We start from the raw sequence: 23,146 nt of genomic DNA, 5'->3' as shown, positions 1-23,146 counted from the left end.
CAGATCGTATATACTATCACGTTAACTACAACCGGGCTGACCGGATAATGTCTGCGAAGATGCCTGACGCGGTAACGTCTGCGCCGGCGCCGGCTCCTTTTACAATCAGCGGTTGTTCCTGGTAACGGTTGGTGGTGTACAACACAATATTGTCTTTGCCTTCCAGCTGGTAGAACGGATGGTCGGGCGCTATGCATTGAAGGCCTACAGAGGCTTGTCCGTCGGCGTAACGGGCCACGAACTTCAGTCTCTTGCCGGCGCTGGCAGCATCGCGGTACAGCTGTTGGAAATGGTCGGCGTGTTCATCCAGCGTGTCGTAGAAATGCGCTACAGACGGCGCATCCAGGCAGGCTTCCGGCAGGAAGGATTGATTGGTAATGTCGTCCATTTCGATAGCGGCGCCGCTTTCCCGCGCCAGTATCAGGATTTTACGCATCACATCTTTACCGCTCAGGTCTATACGTGGATCGGGTTCGGTATAACCTTCGTCCTGTGCGGCTTTTACCACGCTCCGGAAACTGTTGCCGTTCACAAAATGGTTGAAAACGAAGTTGAGGCTGCCGGAGAGTACAGCTTCAATGCTTTGTACCCTGTCACCGCTTCTGATCAGGTCGTTGAGGGTATTGATTACCGGTAAACCTGCTCCTACATTGGTTTCAAAAAGGAAAGAGGCATTGTATTTACGGGCCAGGTCTTTCAGTTGTTTGTAGTAGGCATAGTCTGATGAACAGGCGATTTTATTGCAGGTCACCACGGAAATACCATGTTGCAGGAACTCATGGTAAACGGCGGCTACGTCGCCGCTGGCGGTATTGTCCACGAATACGCTGTTACGCAGGTTCATAGATTTGATGCGGTTTACAAAGGCGCTCAGGTCCATGGAATCGCTCTGTGCCAGTTGGTTTTTCCAGTCGTTCAGCCCGATGCCGTATTCGCTGAACAGTGCATTTTTACTGTTAGCGAGACCGGTGACCCGTATTTGCAGTCCCAGTTCGTCCTGCAGGTATTGTTGCTGCTGTTGCAGTTGTTCCAATAGTTTGCTGCCTACGTTACCCACGCCGGCGATGAACAGGTTGACCTGCTTCAGGGGCGCTTCGAAGAAGGTTTCGTGGATGAGGTTGAGCGCTTTTTTCAGATCTCCTTTATTGATCACGGTGGAGATGTTTTTCTCCGTAGAGCCCTGGGCGATAGCCCGTATGTTCACACCGTTGCGGCCCAGGGTACCGAATAGTTTGCCGCTGGTGCCGTGGTGGTTTTTCATTTTATCGCCTACTACGGCAACGATGCAGAGGTCTTTTTCTACCAGCAGCGGATCGATGCGTTTGTCCTGTATCTCCTGTGCAAACTCGCTGTCTACCGCTGTTTTGGCTTTCAGCATATCTGTTTCATGAACGCCTACGGTGATGGAGTGCTCTGAAGAACTTTGGGTAATGAAAATAACGTTGATGCGTTCCTGTAGGAGCGCTTCGAACAGTCTTTTGGAGAAGCCGGGGATGCCGACCATGCCGCTGCCTTCGAGGGTGAGCAGCGATATATGTTGGATACCGGAGATGCCGGTCACCGGGAAAGTGCGTTCTACACTGTCTTTGATAAGGGTGCCGTGATCTTCGGGGGAAAAGGTGTTTTTGATCCAGATAGGAATCCGTTTATCCATCACCGGTTGAATGGTAGGCGGATAAATCACTTTGGCGCCAAAGTGCGACAGTTCCATGGCTTCCTCGTAAGAGATGTGCGCAATGGGAATGGCTTGTGAAACCAGGCGTGGGTCGGCGGTCATCATGCCGCTGACGTCGGTCCAGATGTCGAGTACTGATGCGTGCACGGCAGCGGCGATGATGGCGGCGGTATAGTCGGAGCCGCCGCGGCCCAGCGTAGTGGTGTCACCGTTAGGGGCGGAGGCAACGAAACCGGGCAATACCACATAGTCTGCCGGATGTTGGGCAAAGTATTCGGTTATCAGGTGGTTGGTGGTGAGGAAGTTGACCGCTGCATGGCCATAATTGTTGTCGGTGACAATCAGTTCGCGGCTATCCTTGCAGATGGCGGAGAAGCCCGTTTGTTTGAGCTTTTCGGCTACTATTACGCAGGAGATCAGTTCTCCGTAGCTCATGATTTTGTCCAGGGAACGGGCGCTTAGCTCACCTACCTGGAAGATGCCATCGCACAGGTTTTCCAGGGAATTGAGTTGTTTCTTCAGTTGGCTGATCATGCCGCTTTGTGCGGTAATGGGGAATAATTCGCGGATAGTATCCAGGTGTCTGTTTTCTATTTCCTGTAATACGGACTTGTATTGTTCCTGGCCTTCGCCGGCCAGTTGTCCGCAGCGTATAAGCTTGTCCGTAGTGCCGCCCAATGCTGATACAACGATGGCATAACGGCCGGCCGGCTTATGTTTTTTCAGGATCTGACAAACCTGTTCTATGGCTTTGGCGCTTCCGACAGAAGTGCCGCCAAACTTAAGTACTTGCATAGTGAATAAAGTTTATACGAATGGATGCTCCGGTCTCTCCGGTGGTTACCACAGGCTGTGGTCGCTGGATGATATGTGTATATTAACCCCGCAGTGGGGTTGTAATGGTGGTGGTCGTAATAATAGTGCTCAGGCATCCCCCTTGGATGGAGGGAGTGGCGGAGGAGAGTTGATATGTAGCTAAAGCTTGCACTATTGTTTATGACGATTGTGTAACAAAAGTCTATAATTCCACCGGTAAATAAAAGTGCAGTGAGGAGATTTCTTAATTATTTAATTTACGGGTTGTGTTTTAGATAATTTCTAATTAAAGTGTTTTGTGTTGAGTATTTGTGCTTTTTTGTGTGATTTTGTTTGATAGTTGTTTTTTATTGGATAACTTATAGGAGATGTTTTTTATTGTTTTAAAGACAATTTTATGACAAAACCTGACTGGAACGAAACAAAAAAGCCGGATTGTTTTGTCACAAACACCTGACAGAACAATCCAGCCCAATAACTAAATAATAAAATAACTTAATAATAAATAGTCTCCTTACATCCCGGAATGTGCAATTGATTCTCCCCATAATCAAGGCTATCCAGTAACGGCAGCTTGCTAAACTTATACTTGTATTCTTTGCGGCTCTTTTTAGGTTGCGGATTATCTTCTCCGTCACAACCGCCGTCAGGAACAAAGGACACCACCACATCACCGGTGGAGAAATTGATTTCGGAGATCTGGGCGCCGTAACAATTGGTGTTTAATGAGGTCCTGGAGCCAATCAGGTACCAGCCATTGTCCTGAAAGCGGAAAATATGCGTGTACTGGGTCAGGTTACGGCCACCAGGATATTCTTCCTGTTTAAGCACCAGTGTATTGCGGTTTATCTTCAGGTCTTTCACATTGGTGTATTGCGGCATGGAATGCGCCGGTAGTATGGCCAGTACTTTTTGGGTCCAGAGACTTAAGCCTGCATCGGTTACCCGGCAGATGTACAGTATCCTTTTAAAGTTATCTTCCTTATCAGGATCGGTATCATAAATCATGGCTTGTTCATCTTTGCCGTCTTTATCCAGGTCACCGGCGGCTTCGGCCACTTTTTTATAGGTTTTGGGAACGCTGAATCCGGCAGGGGCTTGCGCATTTGTCAAAGCAGACAGGGGCAACAACAATAATAACAGGAAATATTTCATGGGTGTATGTGCTAAAGGCACTAAGATATATATTATGGCGGAAGCAACTGCTGTAAAAATGCTGTTAACGGTTTCGGTACTGCTAATTTCTGTGCTAAAACAATAATTTCCTTGGATGGAAACAAAATATCCTTAACTTTAGCTGACTAAATTTATTGCCACTTGTCCATTTCACTGAAATATACAAGCAACAGTCAGCTTAACTACTACTTTCTCATGGCCACTCTCGCCATGGATTCGGCTTTGGCATAACTCTTCCGAAACAGCCCCTTCCGGCTGCTTATCCTGTTTATATCGCGTAACTTTGTAATGGCCTTTTTGATTGCTATTACTGCATGTGCGCACATCGTTTTACCGGCAATTTGTCTTTTAGCATCAGCCTTTATTGTGCTGCGTGATATTTTCCAATACAGCAAATTTTTTGCAGCAATCATACACCAGGACAATCTCATACACCAAAACAATCTTTTTTAATTTATACGCGTTATGCCACATTATCATCAACTCGGACAAATTCCTCATAAACGGCATACCCAGTTCCGCAAACCGGACGGGGGACTGTATTCGGAACAGTTGTTTTCTACCGAAGGGTTTTCTTCCAATTCCAGCCTTTTATACCATTGCCATCCGCCGACTGAAATTGTGAAGGTAGATGAGCCATATTCCGTGGCGCCGAAAGTGGCAGAGGAAAAAATGCTGAAACACCGCAGCTTCCAGGGTTTTAACATCAAATCGGAAGACGATTTTCTGAAAAGCCGCAAACCTGTACTGGTGAATAATGACCTGCATATTGTGTTGGCTGCGCCACGCAAAAGCATGGAAACGTATTTCTATAAAAATGCGGACGCAGATGAAATGATTTTTGTGCATGAAGGCAATGGCGTGCTCAAAACACAATACGGTCAACTGGAATTTGGTTATGGCGATTACCTCATTGTGCCCCGCGGTACTATCTACCAGATCACTTTCGCAACGGAAAACAACAGGCTGTTCATTGTAGAATCGTTTAGCCCTATGCGTTATCCGAAGCGCTACCTGAGCAAATACGGACAGTTGCTGGAACACGCTCCTTTCTGTGAACGCGACATCCGGCAGCCTAAAGACCTGGAAACAATTGACCAGGAAGGGGATTTTCTCATCAACGTAAAAAAGAAAGGCGTCATTTATCCTATTCACTACAAACATCATCCGTTTGATGTAGTAGGGTGGGATGGCTGCGAATATCCGTTTGCCTTCTCTATACATGATTTTGAACCGATCACCGGGAGGGTGCATCAGCCGCCGCCGGTGCACCAGACCTTTGAAGGCAACAACTTTGTAGTATGCTCCTTCTGTCCGCGCCTGTTCGATTACCATCCGCTGGCCATTCCGGCGCCTTATAACCACAGCAATATCGACAGTGATGAAGTGCTGTATTATGTAGATGGCGATTTTATGAGCCGTAAACATGTAACCCGTGGCATGATCACGCTGCACCCGGCCGGTATTCCGCATGGCCCGCATCCGGGCGCTGTAGAAAAAAGCATCGGCGCCAAAGAAACCAAAGAGCTGGCCGTGATGGTGGATACTTTCCATCCGCTGCAGATCACCGAAGCGGCCCTGGGTATCGAAGACGAAGGTTATGTGATGAGTTGGGCTGAATAAAAAAAGTACATCAACAGATAAAACACCAAAACAACTTAACAACAAAAATCTAAAACACTGAATTATGGAAACCGCAGTAGCAAACGCTTCCAACCTGACCGGTCAAGATTTTCTGCCATTGAACGGTACTGATTATGTTGAATTTTATGTAGGAAACGCCAAACAGGCTGCCCACTACTATAAGACCGCTTTCGGTTTTCAGTCCGTGGCTTACGCAGGTCCTGAAACCGGCGTGAGAGACCGCGTTTCCTATGTGCTGGTACAAAACAAACTGCGTTTCGTACTCACCACCTCCCTGTTGCCGGATAACGATATCTCCCGTCACGTTGCCAAACACGGCGATGGCGTAAAAGTACTGGCACTCTGGGTAGATGACGCCCGCTCGGCTTTCGAGGAAACTGTTAAACGTGGCGCTACTCCTTACATGGAACCAGTAGTGGAAAAAGATGAATTCGGCGAAGTGGTACGCAGCGGTATTGAAACTTATGGTGATACCGTACACCTGTTCATAGAGCGTAAAAATTATAAGGGTCCGTTCCTGCCCGGTTACAAAGAATGGAAAACCGCTTACAACCCGAAAGACGCTGGGCTCCAGTATGTAGACCATTGTGTGGGCAATGTAGGCTGGAACGAAATGAATACCTGGGTATCTTTCTACGAGCGCGTCATGGGCTTCAAAAACCTGATCTCTTTCGACGATGCCGATATCTCCACAGAATACTCGGCACTTATGAGTAAGGTGATGAGCAATGGCAATGGCCGTGTGAAATTCCCGATCAATGAACCTGCTGAAGGAAAGAAAAAATCGCAGATCGAAGAATACCTGGATTTCTATGGTGGCCCGGGCGTGCAGCACGTAGCCATCGCTACCAACGATATTATCCAGACCGTTTCCGACCTGCAGGCCCGTGGCGTAGAATTCCTGACAGTACCTTCCAGCTACTATGATACCTTGCTGGAAAGGGTAGGCTCAATTGATGAGTCTATTGAACCGCTGCGTAAACTCGGCATCCTGGTAGACCGCGATGATGAAGGATACCTGTTGCAGATCTTTACCAAGCCTATCCAGGACAGACCGACCGTATTTTTCGAGATTATCCAGCGTAAAGGCGCCCAGTCTTTCGGTAAAGGGAACTTTAAAGCCCTGTTTGAATCTATCGAAAGGGAACAGGCCCTGCGCGGGAATTTATAAGGTATTGGGTCCTTACCCAACTTGCCCGGTTTTTGGTTACAACCCCCGTTACATTGCTGAAGGCTACAACATTCAGCCACCTGCACCGCACCGCTTTTTTTGCGGTGCGGTTTTTTTATTCATATTTTGATAATATAATGTTGATAATAAAGTTGTTACGTATCTGTATCTTGCGGGCGCGAAATTTTTTTCGCTGCCAACTGCACCTATTGCCAATATTGAACTGTCTTTATTAGGGAGAAGCGGAAAAAGAAGAAACGGAATAGTCATAGTGAACCAGCCGGATGAAATGCAACACAGGCAAGCGCCTGAAAATAATGATACTGCGAATAAAGGGTTAGCCTAAGCCAACAAGGCTTTCATTTACTCCAATTATTATCGGAATCGGATCCCGGTGCTTTCGTAAGCAGGTAATGCCGCATTGAGGCCACTCAATGAAGTTCATACCTATGCCAATATATATTGTTATTATTTACTATGAATAATTATTTTTAATATGATTAGCGTATTTTAAAACATATTATTAATTTTAAACATGTAAATCTATAAACCATGATACACCGTCTAAAAACTCAACTGGCAACCTGCGCTTTGTTAGCAGTATCCATGACCTTTGCCACCGCTTTCCGGACAGATAATAATGCCCCCGGCGCTACTTATCTGTCTAAAATCTCCTCCCCGGCAGGGAAGACTACCTTCGAATACAACGCAGACAAAACATTGCGTAAAATTACCCGGCTTCACCAGTCAGGCCGCGACTCCTGGCTGAGCATACAACTGCCGGTATATGAAAACGGCCGCCTGGTAAAGACGTTCTCCACAGATGACGCCAACGCTGTTACCGGCGACCTGAACGCTACCTACAGCTACACGGCCAACGGTCAGCTCCAATTCATCAACTATTACCGCAACAACGCCGTTTACATGACGGACTCCCTCGTGTACAACGCAACCGGTAAAATAAGCGCCCGCTACCACCAAACCATCAACCCGGTAAAAAGACAACTGGAAATCACCGGTTACCAGGAATATACCTGGAATAAGGACGGGGATGTAACCCAAATGGACAACTACGGTAAAGTACCCGGTTATTCCAGCTTCCAGCTGACCTCCAGCGCTACCTATACCTACGACCGCCAGCAGAACCCGCAACAGCTCTGCCCGGAACTGGCTTATCTCACCGATATTACCCCGGCGAACATGTCCACCCACAACGTACTGTCTGAAAGTGTTAACGGTGCACGCACTTCCCAGGCCTATACCCACACTTTTACCTACGCCTATAATGCCAGCAAATTCCCGGTAAAAGGAACCTTCCGCAACGGTATGGACGAAGGAACTGTTAAACTGGAATGGACAAAGCTCTGAGGATCGTAATATTCGTGTAACTTTACAGAAACAATATATTTACTCACTGTTTCGTTTTTTATGAGCTTACAAACACTGTTTGGCATACTGTTTCTGTTAGGAGGGATTTTTCAGGCTTTTACCGCAATACTGATCTATCAAGGAAGTAATCACTATATATTGAAGATAGCCAGCAGGAAAGTAAGCATGGTAATATATTTCATTTTATCATTCTTATTGTTTTATCTTGCCTACATAAATCTGGCGTAATTCTTAAAATTTTGTGAAAATCTGATATGAAGCGACTTGTTGTTTTGGTTATGTTGTTGTTGGGGGTAGGTACCCTGTCAGCACAACAGTCTTTCCTGGATAACCAAAAAATGTTCCCTAAAGTAGGGGAGGCATACCGGGAAAAAGAGGAAATGCTGAAGAAGGAATTTGCGAAAAAAGGCCTCACTTATCCGGCTAAATACATTTTTGTCCGCTCGTTCAAGCTGGACAGTGAAATGGAAATCTGGGTAAAAAACAGTGTGGCAGACACTTTTCGCCTGTTTAAGTCTTACCGGGTATGTACTTTGTCCGGTAAAATGGGCCCGAAAAGAAAAGAAGGCGATCGCCAGGTACCGGAAGGGTTCTATTATATCAACGATTTTAATCCGAACAGCAATTACCACCTGTCGCTCGGTATCAACTATCCCAACTTTTCCGACCGCATCCTGAGCGATCCGAAAAAACCAGGCGGTGAAATATATATCCATGGCGATTGTATCACCGTAGGTTGTATTCCGCTGACCAACGAATTTATTGATGAAGTGTATATCCTGGCGGTAAATGCCAAAAATGCCGGGCAGGACTTTATCCCGGTGCACGTATTCCCGGTGAAATTCAGTAACAGCCGTTCTGTGGACTATCTGGGCAATTTCTCGCTGACAGACAATTCCTCCCAGCAGTTCTGGGTAGAGCTGAAAACAGCTTATGATTATTTTGAGAAACACCACCGTCTGCCGGTAGTGATGGTAGACGACCGCGGTAAATATATTATGTAAGGCAGGAGCCGCTCCTGACCAGTCATACCAGCAAAACGAAGATCCGGGCATATAATAAATTGCCCGGATCTTCGTTTTTTTCAACAATCCGGCAACTGTCAAGCGTATTTCATCATTATTCTATTTGTTTTTTAGATTTTTTTTTTGAAACTTGTCCGAAGGTCAAATCAATTAACTATTTATGCACAGAAGAGACGCAATCAGGAATGTGGCGATTTTGTTGGGGACTGCCATTTCCGCTTCCACGTTATCAGCATTAGAAAGCTGCACAGGTTCCGCTCCGAAAAATTATGATCTGCACAAGCCTGAAACCAAAGCGTTGCTGGCAGAAATAGCGGAAACCATCATACCCACCACCAGTACTCCTGGTGCGAAGGCTGCCAAGGTAGATGATTTTATTGTAGTGATGATGAACGACTGCTACAAAAAAAGCGACCAGGAGGTATTCCTCGAAGGCCTGAAAAAAATTGACGCTGCCAGCCAGAAACAGTTCAAAAAAGGCTTCATGGACATCACTCCGGAACAACGTACCGAGCTGCTGACCCAAATCGACAAGGAAAGAGTCGAGTACAACAAACGGAAAGACAAAAAAGAAGGCGATCCTACCCATTACTTCCAGTACCTGAAGGAACTGACCCTGCTGGGCTATTTTACGTCCAAAGAAGGCGCTACACAGGCATTACGCTATGTGCCGGTACCTGGCAAGTATGAAGGCTGCATTCCTTACAAAAAAGGAGATAAAGCCTGGGCTGTTTAATCAACACCCTGATTAAACCTGACTGGAATGGCTGGCATATTTGCCGGCCGGTATTCTTTCTTTCAAACCACAACGACTTCCCATGAACTTAAATATCAAAGCACAGGAGCAGAACACCTACGATGCGATCGTTATCGGCTCCGGTGTCAGCGGTGGCTGGGCTGCCAAAGAACTCACCGAAAAAGGACTGAAGGTTTTAATGCTGGACCGTGGCAAGAAACTGGAACACGTGAAAGACTACGAAACAGCCACCAAAGATCCCTGGGAGTTCCCTCACCGGGGCCGTATTACGGTAGACCAGCGCGAAACGCATCCTAAACTGAGCCGCGACTACCCGTATAGTGAACACAACGAAAAATACTGGATCAACGATTCCCAAAGTCCGTATAACGAAGTAAAACGCTTCGATTGGTACCGTCCGGATATCGTAGGTGGTAAATCCATCATGTGGGGCCGTCAGTCCTACCGCTGGAGCGACATTGATTTTGAAGCCAACCTGAAAGACGGCATCGCCGTTGACTGGCCGATCCGTTATAAAGAAATTGCCCCCTGGTACGACTATGTAGAGAAATTTGCAGGTATCAGCGGCCAGAAGGAAGGTCTTCCTCAGCTGCCCGATGGCCAGTTCATGCCAGCGATGGAAATGAACTGTGTGGAAAAAGACGTGAAAAAAGCCATCGAAGGCAAATATAAAGGCCGTATCATCACCATGGGCCGTGTGGCTAACATCACCCAGCCACTGCCCGGCCGTAGCAGCTGCCAGTTCCGTAACCTGTGCAGCCGCGGTTGTCCGTTCGGCGCTTATTTCAGCACCCAGTCATCTACCTTGCCGGCAGCGATGGCCACCGGTAACCTGACACTCTACCCGGATGCCATCGTAAACTCCGTTATTTACGACGAAAAACAAGGCAAAGCTACCGGTGTAAGGGTCATCGATAAAAACACCAAAGAAATGGTGGAATACTACGCGAAAATCATCTTCATTAATGGTTCTACGCTGGGCTCCACCTTCGTGATGCTCAACTCTACTTCTTCCCGCTTCCCCAACGGACTCGGCAATGACAGTGGCGTACTGGGCAAATACCTGATGGACCACCACTTCCGTACAGGCGCTTCCGGTACTGCAGAAGGTTACGACGACAAATACTTCTTCGGTCGCCGTGCCAACGGTATCTATGTACCCCGCTACCGCAACATCGGTAACGATAAACGCGACTACCTGCGCGGTTTCGGCTACCAGGGCGGCGCCGGCCGTGGCGGATGGAGCCGTGGTATCGCAGAGATGGGCGTGGGTAAAGACTTCAAGGAAATGCTGACCGAACCCGGCCAATGGAGTATGGGTCTGGGTGGTTTCGGTGAATGTCTGCCTTACGAAGACAACCAGGTAACTCTCGACACTTCCGTAAAAGATGCATGGGGCCAGCCTGTCCTGAAATTTGATGCCGAATTCAAGGAAAACGAAAAGAAAATGCGCGTAGATATGATGAACGACGCTGCCGAAATGCTGGAAGCCGCCGGTCTCAAAAACGTGAAAACATACGACAACGGATCTTATCCGGGTATGGCTATCCATGAAATGGGTACCGCCCGTATGGGACGTGATCCTAAAACTTCCGTGCTCAACGGCTTCAACCAGATGCACGCAGTGAAAAACGTGTTCGTAACAGACGGCGCCTGCATGACCTCCGCGGCCTGCGTAAACCCGTCCCTCACCTACATGGCCCTCACCGCACGCGCTGCTGACTACGCTGTGAAAGAACTGAAGAAAGGAAATATCTAAGCACGTTGAAATTTTTGATTTAGTAAAATTTAGGGAAAGAAATGCAGCGATTCGTATCGCTGCATTTCAATTTTGAAACCCCGTACTAACGAAATTTATCATGAACCTGAATATAAAAGCCACTAAAGAAAATACCTACGATGCCATCGTGGTTGGCTCCGGTATCAGCGGAGGCTGGGCTGCCAAAGAGCTGACGGAGAAAGGACTGAAAACGCTGGTGCTGGAAAGAGGCCGTAATGTAGAACACATCAAGGACTACACCACCGCCACCATGGACCCCTGGGAGTTCAAACACCGGCTGCAGACAAGCAATGAAATGCGGGAAAACCACCCCATTCAAAGCCGCTGTTATGCATTTGATGAAGCTACCCAGCAGTTCTGGGTAAACGATAAAGAGAACCCTTACAACGAAGTAAAGCCCTTTAACTGGTTGCGCGGATACCATGTAGGGGGCCGTTCCCTGATGTGGGGCCGCCAGGTATACCGCTGGAGCGATCTCGACTTTGAAGCCAACGCAAAAGATGGGCACGGGGTAGACTGGCCTATCCGATACAAAGACATCGCTCCCTGGTATGCTTACGTAGAAAAATACATCGGTGTAAGCGGACAGGCAGAAGGGTTACCACAACTGCCGGACGGCATTTTCCTGCCTCCGATGGAAATGAACTGCCTGGAAAAACACGTGGCTGCCCGTATCAAGGAAAAATTCAACGATCGTATCATGACCATCGGTCGTGCTGCCCACCTGACCAAAGGGCTCAACAACCGTGGCCCGTGCCAGTTCCGCGACCGTTGCGCACGCGGCTGTCCTTTCACCGGCTATTTCAGCAGTAATGGTGTGACCCTGCCGGCCGCCGCCGCTACGGGTAATCTCACCCTGCGCCCGGATTCCATCGTGCTGGAAGTATTATACGATAAAGACACCAGCAAAGCGACCGGTGTCCGTGTAATGGACGCTCACACCCTGGAAACAGTGGAATACTACGCTAAAATTATCTTCCTGAATGCCTCTACACTGGGCACTTCCTGGATCATGCTCAATTCCGTGTCTGACCGCTTCCCCAACGGTTTCGGTAATGATAGCGGACAGCTGGGCCACAACCTGATGGACCACCACTTCGGCGTAGGCGCCGGCGGTGAATTCGACGGTTTTGAGGACCAGTATCATGGTGCAGGCCGCAGGCCCAATGGTATCTACATTCCGCGCTTCCGTAACGTAAACGATCAAACGAAACAGAAAGATTATGTACGTGGCTTCGGTTACCAGGGTGGCGCCGGCAGAGGCCGGGGCGAAAGCTTCGACGGTATCGGCGCGGCTCTGAAAGAAGCACAAACCGGCCTCGGTAAATGGGGCATGGGTATTGGCTCCTGGGGTGAACACCTGCCATACTTTGAAAACAAGGTATCGCTCAACAAAGAGAAAAAAGATAAGTACGGTCTGGCTACCCTGGATATTGACTGCGAATTCAAGGAAAACGAAAAGGCCATGCGTAAAGACATGCAGGAGAGCGCCAAGGAAATGCTGGAAGCTGCCGGCCTGAAAAATATACACGGTTATGATTCCGCTCCGCCTCCGGGCCACTGTATCCATGAAATGGGCACCGCCAGAATGGGCAGAGATCCGAAAACCTCCGTGCTCAATGGTTTTAACCAGGTGCATGCTGCGCAGAACGTATTCATTACAGATGGTTCCTGTATGACATCCTCTTCCTGTGTGAACCCGTCTATCACCTACATGGCGCTCACAGCAAGGGCCTGCGATCATGCAGTAAGTGAACTGAAGAAAGGAAATATATAGAAACATATTACCACATTTTAATCCCCGGAGCGGTTCATCCTCCGGGGATTTTTTATTAGCCCCCAAGGAATCCGGGAACGAGGGCCAATTAACCCCCTCTCCGCAGCCGTATTTCACCCTTTCGCGCTAAATCCGTGCACAGCAAGGCGATTGGAATACTGCTTGATTTTACCGGTTTAATTGCTTAACTTAGGTAAACTGGTTTTTCATATTTTCTAACTTCTAAAATTGGCTTGCCATGGGAACAGTACGTAATATCCTGCAGGGCAAGGGTCATGCAGTTTACTCTATCCGTCCGGACAACACCGTTTTTGAAGCCCTGCAAATGCTCGTTGACCGTAATGTGGGGGCGCTCACTGTTGTAGACGAAAATGAAAGATTCCTGGGGATTTTTTCTGAACGGGATTACGCCCGCAGAGTTATTTTAAAAGGACGTGCTTCCAAGGAAACACTGATCCGTGAAATTATGACAGAACGTCCTATTACTGTTACAGAAGATGATTCTATTGAAGACTGTATGGTAAGGATGACAGACAAACGTATCCGTCACCTGCCGGTAACTGATGCACAGGGAAGGTTGATCGGGCTTATTTCTATTGGGGACGTGGTGAAATTTATTATTGATGACCAGCGTCATATCATCACCAGCCTGGAATGTTATATATCCGGAACGCACACCTGATTCAGTGAAAATCATTTTTGTTTTTTTGCCGGATTGTTTGTAATTTCAAATTGCATATAGCCTATACCGTTATGAGGTTTCTGACGTTATGATACTAACTATGAAACAATATTTTCTTCCTGCCCCAAAACGGTTTTGATCAAAGACACAATTCTCTGATAGCAGATTCAAAAGATTGGTAATAATAAACGGAACTTTAAAGTAATCGCTCGGGAGGGCGAACACCTTGCAAAGCGCTGTTAATGATACCATCCCTGTTTGGCCATTTGTAGCATATGGCGGCATTGTATTGATACTGGTAAGTCTCATACTCGCGCTGTCGTATGTGCTTGGTCAGCGCCATAAAGACCGTGCTACCGGTGAAGCATATGAATCCGGTATCGTTTCCACAGGCTCTGCACGACTTCGTTTCCCTTCCCAATTCTACCTGATTGCGATGCTGTTTGTCATTTTTGACATTGAAACAGTGATGATCATTTCCTGGGCTATCGCCTACCAGGAAGTGGGATGGGTAGGCTTCGCAGGCGTATCCGTATTTATCGTTATTCTCCTGGCCGTATTGATTTACGAGTGGCGGAATGGTGCGCTGGACTTCGGTCCGGATGGCCGGAAAATTTTACGCGCATACAAGAAACGTAAAAAGGAAAGCCTGGCTCACAACGATGCTGTTACGCCGCTTCAACAACAACAGGCCATGATGTAACACCGTATGCTCCGTGCTCATTGTTCAACAGTAACACCTGCATTATGAAATGGTGGTTAACAAAAGCCGGGGACCCCACTGGTAAAGTAGCTGGTAATACGTCTATGGAAGACGTAGTGCAGCAAAGTGTGCTGTTCTCCAGCGTAGAACGCCTCCTCGGATGGGGCCGGAAAAACTCCATGTGGCCCTTTCACTTCGGACTATCTTGCTGCTTCGTGGAAATGGCTACCGCTATGACTCCCAAATACGACCTCGCCCGCTTCGGCGCGGAAGTGATTCGCGGTACTCCCCGTGAAGCCGATGTTATGATCATCGCCGGCACCGTATTCATTAAAATGGCCCCCGTTATCCAACGCCTGCATGAACAAATGATGGAGCCCCGCTGGGTGATCTCCATGGGTTCCTGCGCCAATTCAGGCGGTATGTACGATATCTACAGCGTAGTACAGGGCGTGGATAAATTCCTGCCGGTAGATGTATATGTACCGGGATGCCCGCCCAGACCCGACGCTTTTATGCAGGGACTGCTACTGCTGCAGGATAGTGTAGGCAAAGAACAAAGACCGCTCAGCTGGGTAATCGGCGACCATGGCGTGATACGCCCCGAAATGCCGTCACAACGGGAACGGTTACACGATCACAGGCAACAAATGACACAATTCAAAACACCTGACGAAATATAAAATAAAACTAACAGTAACGGATATATGAAAATAAGACCAGGATAAACAATCGATAAGCATCAAAATAATCAGCTGAATCAGCAACCATCATGCCCATCACAGTTACGGAGGAAATCAGCGCCCGTTTCGGCGAAGACGCCGTCATCACACTGCTCACACGGGATGAGACGCCCACCATCAGGACGCCACGGGAGAAAGTTGTGGCCATCCTCCAATACCTTAAATCCGATATAAACATGCCCTTTCGTATGCTCTATGACCTGACGGCCATCGATGAGCGTGCGTACAAAAAAGAGCAGAACGGCCACAAGCCCTACGATTTTACCCTGGTATACACCCTCTTTTCCTTTGAAAGAAATGAGTTCCTGCGCCTGAAAACAGGCCTCCACGGTGAATTCCCTACCCACGACACCATCACGCATATATGGCCCGCTGCCAACTGGTACGAAAGAGAAGTATACGATATGTTTGGCATCCGCTTTAATGGTCACCCGCACCTGCAACGTATCCTGATGCCCCGTACCTGGGAAGGTTACCCCCTCCGTAAGGAACACCCCGCCCGCGCTACCGAAATGGGACCTTTTAAACTCTTTGATGATAAAGTAGACCGCGAACAGCACGCTATGCAGTTCCGCCCCGAAGAATGGGGACTGAAACGCCATAGCGAAGATGCGGATTTTATGTTCCTTAACATCGGTCCCCAACACCCGGGTACCCATGGAGTATTACGTATTATCCTGCAACTGGATGGCGAAAACATCATCGACGCGGTACCGGATATCGGCTTCCACCATCGGGGAGCGGAGAAAATGGCGGAACGGCAGTCCTGGCACACCTACATTCCCTACACCGATCGTATTGATTACCTCGGCGGAGTGAACAACAACCTGGCTTACCTGCTGGCGGTGGAAAAGCTCGGTGGTATCGACGTACCGCTGAGGGCGCAGGTGATCCGCATTATGCTGTGCGAACTGTTCCGCATAGCCAGCCACCTAGTATGGTATGGCACCTTCGCGCAGGATCTGGGCCAGCTATCGCCCGTCTTCTATATGTTCACCGACAGGGAAAGGGTATTTGAAATCATCGAGGCCATCTGCGGCGGCCGCATGCACCCCAACTGGTTCCGCATTGGCGGTGTAGCGCAGGACCTGCCCAAAGGCTGGGATACCCTGGTGAAAAACTTCATCGACTATTTCCCGCGCAAACTGCGCGAATACGATAAGATGGTGATGAAAAACTATCTCTTTAAAGTACGTACAAAAGGTATTGGTATCTATACGCTCGAAGAAGCCATAGAGTGGGGCGTTACCGGCCCGGGGCTGCGTGCCTGCGGCCTGGAATGGGATATGCGCAAGAAAAGACCCTATGGCGGCTACGAAAACTTTGCTTTCGAGATCCCGGTCGCCCACAATGGTGATTGTTACGACCGCGCGGTAGTACGGGTGGAAGAAATGAGACAGAGCCTCCGCATTGTACAGCAGTGCCTGGAATATATGCCTGCCGGCGATTTTAAGTCGCACCACCCGTTGGCTACCCCGCCCGTGAAACAACATACCATGCACGACATCGAAACGCTCATACACCATTTTCTTAACGTCAGCTGGGGACCGGTTATTCCGCCGGGAGAGGCCATGGTATGTACGGAAGCCACCAAAGGATGGAACAGTTATTACCTCATTAGCGATGGTAATACCGCTTCCTACCGTACACATATCCGCACCCCCTCATTCCCGCATATGCAGATGATACCGTTGATCAGTAAGGGTTATACGGTGGCCGATCTGTTATCGATACTGGGTGGAATGGACTATGTGCTGGCGGATATCGACCGGTAAAATTTGATTATTTAATCATTCTAATATTTAAATATTTCAGTAACGAAAGGCATGTGCTAACAAAACAAAAATATCAAAATATCAAAATCCGTAAATGATATGTTGTCCGCTATCGAAATAGAAAAAATCACACACGAACTCCGGCAGGTACCTGTAAAAAAGGCTGCCTGCATTGAAGCACTGAAAATTGTGCAGCAGGAGCGGCGCTGGATATCGGATGAGAGCGTGGCAGATATTGCCGCCATACTGGAAATGAGCACGGCGGAAGTAGATAGCGTGGCTACTTTTTACAACCTCATCTTCCGCCAGCCCGTTGGCCGCCATGTGATCCTGTTATGCGATAGTATCAGCTGTTATGTGATGGGGTTTACGGCTTTACGGCAACGACTGCACGAAATACTACTGGTTGGCTATGGGCAAACCACCGCTGACGATCGCTTTACCCTGCTGCCCAATGCTTGCCTGGGGACCTGCGATCATGCGCCGGCGCTGATGGTAGACGATGACCTGTACCGGGACCTGAAGCCGGAAGACCTGGAACAAATACTGGAAAAATACGACTAACCCAAACTGATATACGATGGAAAGACCACTCACACAACATATTCCTGACAACGGAGCTACCCTGCATCTCCGGGAGTACGAGGCCGTGGGTGGTTATACCGCCCTGCGCAAAGCCCTGAAGGAAATGGACCCGGCGCAGGTCGGCACACTGGTGAAGGATGCCAACCTGAAAGGTCGTGGTGGCGCCGGTTTCGCCACTGGTGTGAAATGGAGCTTCGTACCTATGAATGTGCCAGGCCCCAAATACCTTATTGCCAATGCGGATGAAATGGAACCGGGCACCTTCAAAGACCGCTGGCTGCTGGAAGGGAATCCGCATCAGCTGCTGGAAGGCATGATCATAGCGGCTTATGCCATCCAGGCTACAGACGCATTTGTATTCCTGCGATGGGCTTATAAAGATGCCGCCCGCGAAATGCGCAGGGCTATCGCAGACGCCTATACGGCAGGATACCTTGGAAAAAACATTCTGGGCAGCGCTTTCAGTCTGGAAATGCAGCTGCATACCGGCGTGGGCCGGTATATGTGTGGAGAAGAAACCGCCCTCCTCAATTCCCTGGAGGGCCGAAGGGCCACGCCGCGTGCGAAACCACCGTTTCCACAGGTAAGTGGATTGTTTGGAAGACCTACTATCGTAAACAATGTGGAAACCCTTAGCTGGATTTCCCATATCGTCAACAACGGGGAAACCTGGTTTAAATCATTGAGTTATACCGCCGACGGGGGAACGAAAATTTATGGCGTCAGTGGCAGGGTCAACAAGCCCGGTGCATGGGAACTTCCAATGGGTATTACTATGCGCGAACTGTTGGAAGAATATGCCGGTGGCATGCAAAAAGGCTACCGTTTCCGGGGAGCCCTGCCCGGTGGCGCATCTACTGATTTTCTGACTGATGCTCACCTCGATGTGAAGATGGACTTCGCAGGAGTGGCTGCCGCCGGCAGCAGGCTGGGTACCGGCACGATGGTCGTACTCGACGACCGCACGTGCCCTGTCGGCTTTGTACACAACCTGGAACATTTTTTTGCACAGGAGTCCTGTGGCTTCTGCACACCCTGCCGGGAAGGACTGCCCTGGACGGAGAAAATATTATGGTCACTGGAAAACGGCACCGGCGAAGAAAACGACCTGGAACTGCTGGAAAGACATACTAAACTGCTGGGACCGGGAAACACGTTCTGCGCACTGGCGCCCGGAGCAATGGAACCCCTGCAAAGTGCCCTGAAATATTTCAGGGAGGATTTTGAGCAACACATCAAAGAAAAAAAATGCCCTTATGCCCATCATCAACATTGATAATATACCCTACGAGGTGAAAGACGGTAAAAACCTGCTGGAGGCTTGTTTGTCGCTGGGCCTCAACCTGCCGTATTTCTGCTGGCATCCGGCCCTTGGATCGGTAGGGGCCTGCCGCCAGTGTGCGGTCAAAATTTTCAAGGATGAAAAGGATACCCGTGGTAAACTGATGATGGCCTGCATGGAGCCGGTGAAAGATGGTATGCGTTTATCCGTTAACGATAAAGAGGCAGTAGATTTCAGAGGTAATGTCATCGGCTGGCTTATGACCAATCACCCGCACGACTGCGCCGTATGCGATGAAGGCGGTTCCTGCCACCTGCAGGATATGACGGTGATGACGGGCCACGCTTACCGTGACTATCACTTCTCCAAACGAACCTATCGTAACCAATATCTCGGTCCGTTGATCAATCACGAAATGAACCGCTGTATTCAGTGTTACCGCTGCGTACGTTTTTATAAAGATTTCGCAGGAGGCAAGGACCTGGATGTTTTCGCGGCTCATAACCATGTGTATTTCGGTCGCCAGCAGGACGGCACCCTGGAGAGTGAATTCAGCGGTAACCTGGTAGAAGTTTGTCCGACCGGTGTATTCACGGATAAAACCCTCAAACAGCACTATACCCGTAAATGGGACCTGACTACCGCGCCATCCATTTGCCAGGGCTGCGGCCTGGGATGTAATATCATTGCCGGCGAACGTTATGGCTCGCTGCGGCAAATTACTAACCGCTACAACGGCGCGGTGAACGGTTATTTCCTGTGCGACCGGGGCCGTTATGGCTACGAGTTCGTCAACAGTAAAGACCGTATCCGGGAACCGCTGGTAAAACATTCTCCCGCTGATGGCTCCAATGGTCTCCCCGTACTACAACACGTACGTCATCGTATGGTACCCGGAAAAACGATCGGTATTGGGTCTCCGCGTGCCTCTGTGGAATCCAATTATGTGCTGAAGGAACTGGTGGGGGAAGATAATTTTTACCTGGGCATAGGAGAGATAGAACACGAATTAGTCGGCCTGATGCTTAAACTCCTGCGGGAAGGCCCTGTACGGTCGGCCTCCCTGCAGGATGCTGCAGCGGCTGATGCGGTGGTCATACTGGGAGAAGACCTGACGAATACGGCGCCGATGCTGGCACTGTCCGTCCGCCAGGCTATCCGCCGCATGCCGGTGGAGAACGTCATTAACAACATCCATATGCCCGCCTGGCAGGATGCCGCCGTACGGGAGGCCGTACAGGAAGAAAAAGGACCACTTTTTATACTCAACGTTGTAGCCACCAAACTCGATGAACTGGCTACGGGTGTTTATCATACTGCGCCGGATAATATTGCGCGTATAGCCTTTGCTGTTAGTCATCTGTTAGATGGTACCTTACCGGAAGTAACCGGTATGTCGGAGGAAGGGAAGCAGGCTGCTGCTACTATCGCCGCTGCACTCAAGGGGGCGAAGAAACCGCTGGTGATCGCCGGCTATGGCGGCGGTAGTGAACAGGTGATCAGGGCTGCCGCCAACCTGGCCTGGGCCCTGCAACAGCAGGGTGCGGAGGCCATGCTTTCCTTTACGGTACCGGAATGTAACAGCATGGGACTGGAGATGTTGGGAGGGCACCGCCTGGAATCTGCAGTAGATGCAGTGTTGAATGGTACCGCTGCATCCGTTCTGATACTGGAAAATGATTTATACCGCCGGCTGGACCATCACACGGCCAACCAGTTTTTTCAGCATTGTAAAGAGGTGATCGTACTGGACCATCTGCATAATGCCACGACAGAGAAGGCTGGTATCGTGCTGCCGGCGGGCACTTTTGCCGAGGCAGACGGTACGCTGGTCAACAATGAAGGACGTGCCCAGCGTTTCCTGCAGGCATTCACCCCCAAAGTGCCCATCCAGGAAAGCTGGCGCTGGTTGCTGCAACTGGCGGACGTTTGCGGAGATCCTTTCCTCCGCTCCCTGATGCATTATGATGATCTGCTGAAAGCCATCGCTGCCAAATACCCGGTATTCACGGGTATAGACACGCTGACACCACCGGCAGATTTCCGGATAGCCGGACAAAAAATACCCCGGGAACCACATCGTTACAGCGGCCGAACTGCCATGCTGGCGAATATAAACGTGAGCGAACCCAAACCGGCGGAGGATTCAGATACGGCGCTTTCCTTCACTATGGAAGGCTACCGGGGAGAGCCTCCTTCCTCCATGATCCCCTTCTTTTGGGCGCCAGGCTGGAATTCGGTACAGTCGGTTAATAAGTACCAGGTAGAAACCGGTGGTCCCCTGCACGACGGCAATCCCGGTAAACGCCTCCTGGAACCTAACGTAAACGGTCAAACGAAATTCTATTCTAATATTCCCGATCCGTTTATACCGGTGGGGGGCCACCTGCTATTGGTGCCGCTTTACCACATCTTCGGATCGGAGGAACTGAGCATTCATACGCCAGGCATTGCCGAGCGTATACCTGCTCCCTACATTATGCTGCACAGTGAAGACGCCCGCCGTTTTCAGGTGGCAGCAGGACATCTGCTCTATTTTATGAATAATGGTCATCAGTATGCGTTGCCGGTCGTTATCAACGATACCCTGCAAAAAGGCGCTGCCGGTATCCCGGTAGGACTGCCGCATATGCAGGTGGCGGAAGCGCCGCTGCTGGTTAAAATTTAAAGCTATGATAAATGCCTGGTGGATCATAGGAGGCGTACTTTTCGCACTGTTAAATACAGCCGCAGGACTGATATGGCTGGAACGCAGGATGCTGGCCCTCTGGCAGGACCGCTACGGACCCAACAGGGCCGGTCCTTTCGGACTGTTTATTGTACTGGCGGACACGCTGAAACTGTTCTTTAAAGAAGACTGGATTCCGCCGTTTGCAGACAAGGTGGTGTTTGTATTTGCACCCGCTGTGGTAGTGGCCAGCGTGCTGATGAGTTTTGTGATCATCCCTTTTGCACCGGGCATTGTGGTAGCAGATATGAACATCGGGGTATTGTTTTTCCTGGCGATGTCGTCGTTAGGAGTATATAGCATTGTGCTGGGCGGGTGGGCCTCGAATAATAAATATTCGCTGTTGGGCGCTATGAGAGGCGCTTCACAGATGATCAGCTACGAGGTGTTCATGGGCCTGTCGCTCATGGGCGTGGTGGTACTGAGTGATTCGTTCAATCTGCAAAAAATAGTAGAAGCACAGCGTACGGTATGGTTTGTGGTACCGCAACTATTGGGCTTCCTCATCTTCATGGTGGCGGGTATCGCTGAAACGCACCGCCTGCCTTTTGATATACCGGAAGCGGAAAGCGAACTGGTAGCGGGTTATCACGCGGAATATTCCGGGATGAAATTCGGTATGTTTTTCATCGGCGAATACCTGGGTATCACGCTGATTTCCGCCATGGTGGTAACGCTTTATTTCGGCGGCTGGCTGGGGCCAACGTTTCTGCCGCCTATTATCTGGTTTGTGATTAAAACTTTCCTGTTCATTTCCCTGTTCATACTGCTGCGTGCTTCCATGCCGAGGCCGCGGTATGATCAGCTGATGGAGTATGGCTGGAAAGTGTTGTTCCCGTTATCGTTGCTTAACCTGTTGGTGACAGCGGCGATCAAACTTTGGTTAATATCCGAATAACTAAATTTCAAAATATCAAAATGTATGTTTAGTCTATTACGCAGTATGTGGCTGGTGTTCCTGCATATGTTCCATAAACGGGATACTTACCAGTATCCTGAACACAAAGCGCCGCTGCCCGCCCGGTGGCGGGGCCGCATCGCCCTCACACGGGACCCGGACGGAGAAGAGCGCTGCGTAGGTTGTTATCTATGTGCTGCAGCCTGCCCGGTAGACTGTATCTCGCTGCAAGCTACGGAAGATGAACACGGCCGGCGTTACCCGGAATTTTTCCGGATCAATTTCTCCCGCTGCATCTTTTGCGGTTTCTGTGAAGAAGCCTGTCCCACCTACGCTATTCAGCTGTTACCCGATTTTGAAATGTCGGAATATAATCGTCAGAACCTGGTATATGAAAAGCATGATCTGTTGATACCCAGCCAGGGAAAGTATCCGGGCTATAACTACTACAGGGTGGCGGGACTCGCTATTAAGGATAAAGACAAAGGAGAGGCAGAACAGGAAGAACCACCGGTAGATATCAAGAGCCTGTTACCATAA

Annotated in this window: 18 protein-coding genes; 16 read left to right on the top strand and 2 right to left on the bottom strand. The window is 49.3% G+C overall.

What is annotated here, in order from left to right:
- Nucleotides 1-25: 25 nt before the first annotated feature.
- Nucleotides 26-2,470 carry a bifunctional aspartate kinase/homoserine dehydrogenase I gene (gene thrA / locus ICL07_RS04660; RefSeq protein ID WP_188086766.1) on the bottom strand — a complete coding sequence of 815 codons (2,445 nt, stop codon included), beginning with the start codon at nt 2,468-2,470 and terminating at the stop codon, nt 26-28.
- 516 nt (nt 2,471-2,986) lie between these two features.
- Nucleotides 2,987-3,667 carry a hypothetical protein gene (locus ICL07_RS04655; protein WP_188086765.1) on the bottom strand — a complete coding sequence of 227 codons (681 nt, stop codon included), beginning with the start codon at nt 3,665-3,667 and terminating at the stop codon, nt 2,987-2,989.
- A gap of 465 nt (nt 3,668-4,132) precedes the next feature.
- Here ICL07_RS04655 and ICL07_RS04650 point away from each other — a divergent pair, with 465 nt between their 5' ends.
- The 16 genes from ICL07_RS04650 (at nt 4,133) to nuoI (ending at nt 23,146) form a co-directional block, all read left to right on the top strand.
- On the top strand, nt 4,133-5,290 hold the full coding sequence (locus ICL07_RS04650; protein WP_188086764.1) for a homogentisate 1,2-dioxygenase: 1,158 nt from the start codon (nt 4,133-4,135) through the stop codon (nt 5,288-5,290).
- 64 nt (nt 5,291-5,354) lie between these two features.
- On the top strand, nt 5,355-6,482 hold the full coding sequence (gene hppD, locus ICL07_RS04645; RefSeq protein WP_188086763.1) for a 4-hydroxyphenylpyruvate dioxygenase: 1,128 nt from the start codon (nt 5,355-5,357) through the stop codon (nt 6,480-6,482).
- Between the two features lie 552 nt (nt 6,483-7,034).
- Complete coding sequence (locus tag ICL07_RS04640) at nt 7,035-7,850, top strand: hypothetical protein (RefSeq protein ID WP_188086762.1); 816 nt, start codon at nt 7,035-7,037, stop codon at nt 7,848-7,850.
- A gap of 275 nt (nt 7,851-8,125) precedes the next feature.
- Nucleotides 8,126-8,875, top strand: a complete 750-nt coding sequence (locus ICL07_RS04635; RefSeq protein ID WP_188086761.1) for a L,D-transpeptidase family protein — start codon at nt 8,126-8,128, stop codon at nt 8,873-8,875.
- 181 nt (nt 8,876-9,056) lie between these two features.
- Nucleotides 9,057-9,632 (top strand): gluconate 2-dehydrogenase subunit 3 family protein, encoded by a 576-nt coding sequence (locus ICL07_RS04630; RefSeq protein ID WP_188086760.1) that lies wholly within the window; start codon nt 9,057-9,059, stop codon nt 9,630-9,632.
- Nucleotides 9,633-9,714: 82 nt separating this feature from the next.
- On the top strand, nt 9,715-11,412 hold the full coding sequence (locus ICL07_RS04625) for a GMC oxidoreductase (RefSeq protein ID WP_188086759.1): 1,698 nt from the start codon (nt 9,715-9,717) through the stop codon (nt 11,410-11,412).
- A 100-nt stretch (nt 11,413-11,512) separates the two neighbouring features.
- The gene (locus tag ICL07_RS04620; RefSeq protein WP_188086758.1) at nt 11,513-13,210 is read left to right on the top strand and encodes a GMC oxidoreductase; all 1,698 of its coding nucleotides are present in this window, start codon (nt 11,513-11,515) and stop codon (nt 13,208-13,210) included.
- A 238-nt stretch (nt 13,211-13,448) separates the two neighbouring features.
- Nucleotides 13,449-13,892: a CBS domain-containing protein gene (locus ICL07_RS04615; protein WP_188086757.1), complete on the top strand. Its 444-nt coding sequence runs from the start codon at nt 13,449-13,451 to the stop codon at nt 13,890-13,892.
- Between the two features lie 226 nt (nt 13,893-14,118).
- Nucleotides 14,119-14,595, top strand: a complete 477-nt coding sequence (locus tag ICL07_RS04610; RefSeq protein ID WP_223151747.1) for an NADH-quinone oxidoreductase subunit A — start codon at nt 14,119-14,121, stop codon at nt 14,593-14,595.
- Nucleotides 14,596-14,639: 44 nt separating this feature from the next.
- On the top strand, nt 14,640-15,278 hold the full coding sequence (locus ICL07_RS04605) for an NADH-quinone oxidoreductase subunit B (RefSeq protein WP_188086756.1): 639 nt from the start codon (nt 14,640-14,642) through the stop codon (nt 15,276-15,278).
- Between the two features lie 89 nt (nt 15,279-15,367).
- Nucleotides 15,368-17,113: an NADH-quinone oxidoreductase subunit C/D gene (gene nuoC / locus ICL07_RS04600; RefSeq protein ID WP_188086755.1), complete on the top strand. Its 1,746-nt coding sequence runs from the start codon at nt 15,368-15,370 to the stop codon at nt 17,111-17,113.
- Nucleotides 17,114-17,212: 99 nt separating this feature from the next.
- The gene (nuoE, locus tag ICL07_RS04595; protein ID WP_188086754.1) at nt 17,213-17,677 is read left to right on the top strand and encodes an NADH-quinone oxidoreductase subunit NuoE; all 465 of its coding nucleotides are present in this window, start codon (nt 17,213-17,215) and stop codon (nt 17,675-17,677) included.
- A gap of 16 nt (nt 17,678-17,693) precedes the next feature.
- Nucleotides 17,694-18,974, top strand: coding sequence for an NADH-quinone oxidoreductase subunit NuoF (nuoF, locus tag ICL07_RS04590; RefSeq protein WP_188086753.1), 1,281 nt, complete (start codon nt 17,694-17,696; stop codon nt 18,972-18,974).
- Nucleotides 18,955-21,648: an NADH-quinone oxidoreductase subunit NuoG gene (nuoG, locus tag ICL07_RS04585; RefSeq protein ID WP_188086752.1), complete on the top strand. Its 2,694-nt coding sequence runs from the start codon at nt 18,955-18,957 to the stop codon at nt 21,646-21,648. Before nuoF ends, nuoG begins: the two co-directional genes overlap by 20 nt.
- Nucleotides 21,649-21,652: 4 nt before the next feature.
- On the top strand, nt 21,653-22,606 hold the full coding sequence (nuoH, locus tag ICL07_RS04580) for an NADH-quinone oxidoreductase subunit NuoH (protein WP_188086751.1): 954 nt from the start codon (nt 21,653-21,655) through the stop codon (nt 22,604-22,606).
- A gap of 24 nt (nt 22,607-22,630) precedes the next feature.
- A complete protein-coding gene (gene nuoI / locus ICL07_RS04575; protein ID WP_188086750.1) occupies nt 22,631-23,146 on the top strand; it encodes an NADH-quinone oxidoreductase subunit NuoI in 516 nt (171 codons plus the stop codon).

This window comes from Chitinophaga qingshengii, from assembly GCF_014529935.1.
Classification (GTDB): domain Bacteria; phylum Bacteroidota; class Bacteroidia; order Chitinophagales; family Chitinophagaceae; genus Chitinophaga; species Chitinophaga qingshengii.
Note: the sequence above shows the minus strand (reverse complement) of the source record. Positions and strands in the feature narration are given on the sequence as shown.

What these genes read in the sequence shown, in the direction of transcription:
- ICL07_RS04615 (WP_188086757.1), top strand. Translation starts at nt 13,449, where the DNA reads ATGGGAACAGTACGTAATATCCTGCAGGGCAAGGGTCATGCAGTTTAC.
- ICL07_RS04620 (WP_188086758.1), top strand. Translation starts at nt 11,513, where the DNA reads ATGAACCTGAATATAAAAGCCACTAAAGAAAATACCTACGATGCCATC.
- ICL07_RS04630 (WP_188086760.1), top strand. Translation starts at nt 9,057, where the DNA reads ATGCACAGAAGAGACGCAATCAGGAATGTGGCGATTTTGTTGGGGACT.
- nuoC (WP_188086755.1), top strand. Translation starts at nt 15,368, where the DNA reads ATGCCCATCACAGTTACGGAGGAAATCAGCGCCCGTTTCGGCGAAGAC.
- ICL07_RS04605 (WP_188086756.1), top strand. Translation starts at nt 14,640, where the DNA reads ATGAAATGGTGGTTAACAAAAGCCGGGGACCCCACTGGTAAAGTAGCT.
- hppD (WP_188086763.1), top strand. Translation starts at nt 5,355, where the DNA reads ATGGAAACCGCAGTAGCAAACGCTTCCAACCTGACCGGTCAAGATTTT.
- nuoF (WP_188086753.1), top strand. Translation starts at nt 17,694, where the DNA reads ATGGAAAGACCACTCACACAACATATTCCTGACAACGGAGCTACCCTG.
- ICL07_RS04640 (WP_188086762.1), top strand. Translation starts at nt 7,035, where the DNA reads ATGATACACCGTCTAAAAACTCAACTGGCAACCTGCGCTTTGTTAGCA.
- nuoI (WP_188086750.1), top strand. Translation starts at nt 22,631, where the DNA reads ATGTTTAGTCTATTACGCAGTATGTGGCTGGTGTTCCTGCATATGTTC.
- nuoE (WP_188086754.1), top strand. Translation starts at nt 17,213, where the DNA reads ATGTTGTCCGCTATCGAAATAGAAAAAATCACACACGAACTCCGGCAG.
- nuoG (WP_188086752.1), top strand. Translation starts at nt 18,955, where the DNA reads ATGCCCATCATCAACATTGATAATATACCCTACGAGGTGAAAGACGGT.
- thrA (WP_188086766.1), bottom strand. Translation starts at nt 2,470, where the DNA reads ATGCAAGTACTTAAGTTTGGCGGCACTTCTGTCGGAAGCGCCAAAGCC.
- ICL07_RS04650 (WP_188086764.1), top strand. Translation starts at nt 4,133, where the DNA reads ATGCCACATTATCATCAACTCGGACAAATTCCTCATAAACGGCATACC.
- nuoH (WP_188086751.1), top strand. Translation starts at nt 21,653, where the DNA reads ATGATAAATGCCTGGTGGATCATAGGAGGCGTACTTTTCGCACTGTTA.
- ICL07_RS04635 (WP_188086761.1), top strand. Translation starts at nt 8,126, where the DNA reads ATGAAGCGACTTGTTGTTTTGGTTATGTTGTTGTTGGGGGTAGGTACC.
- ICL07_RS04625 (WP_188086759.1), top strand. Translation starts at nt 9,715, where the DNA reads ATGAACTTAAATATCAAAGCACAGGAGCAGAACACCTACGATGCGATC.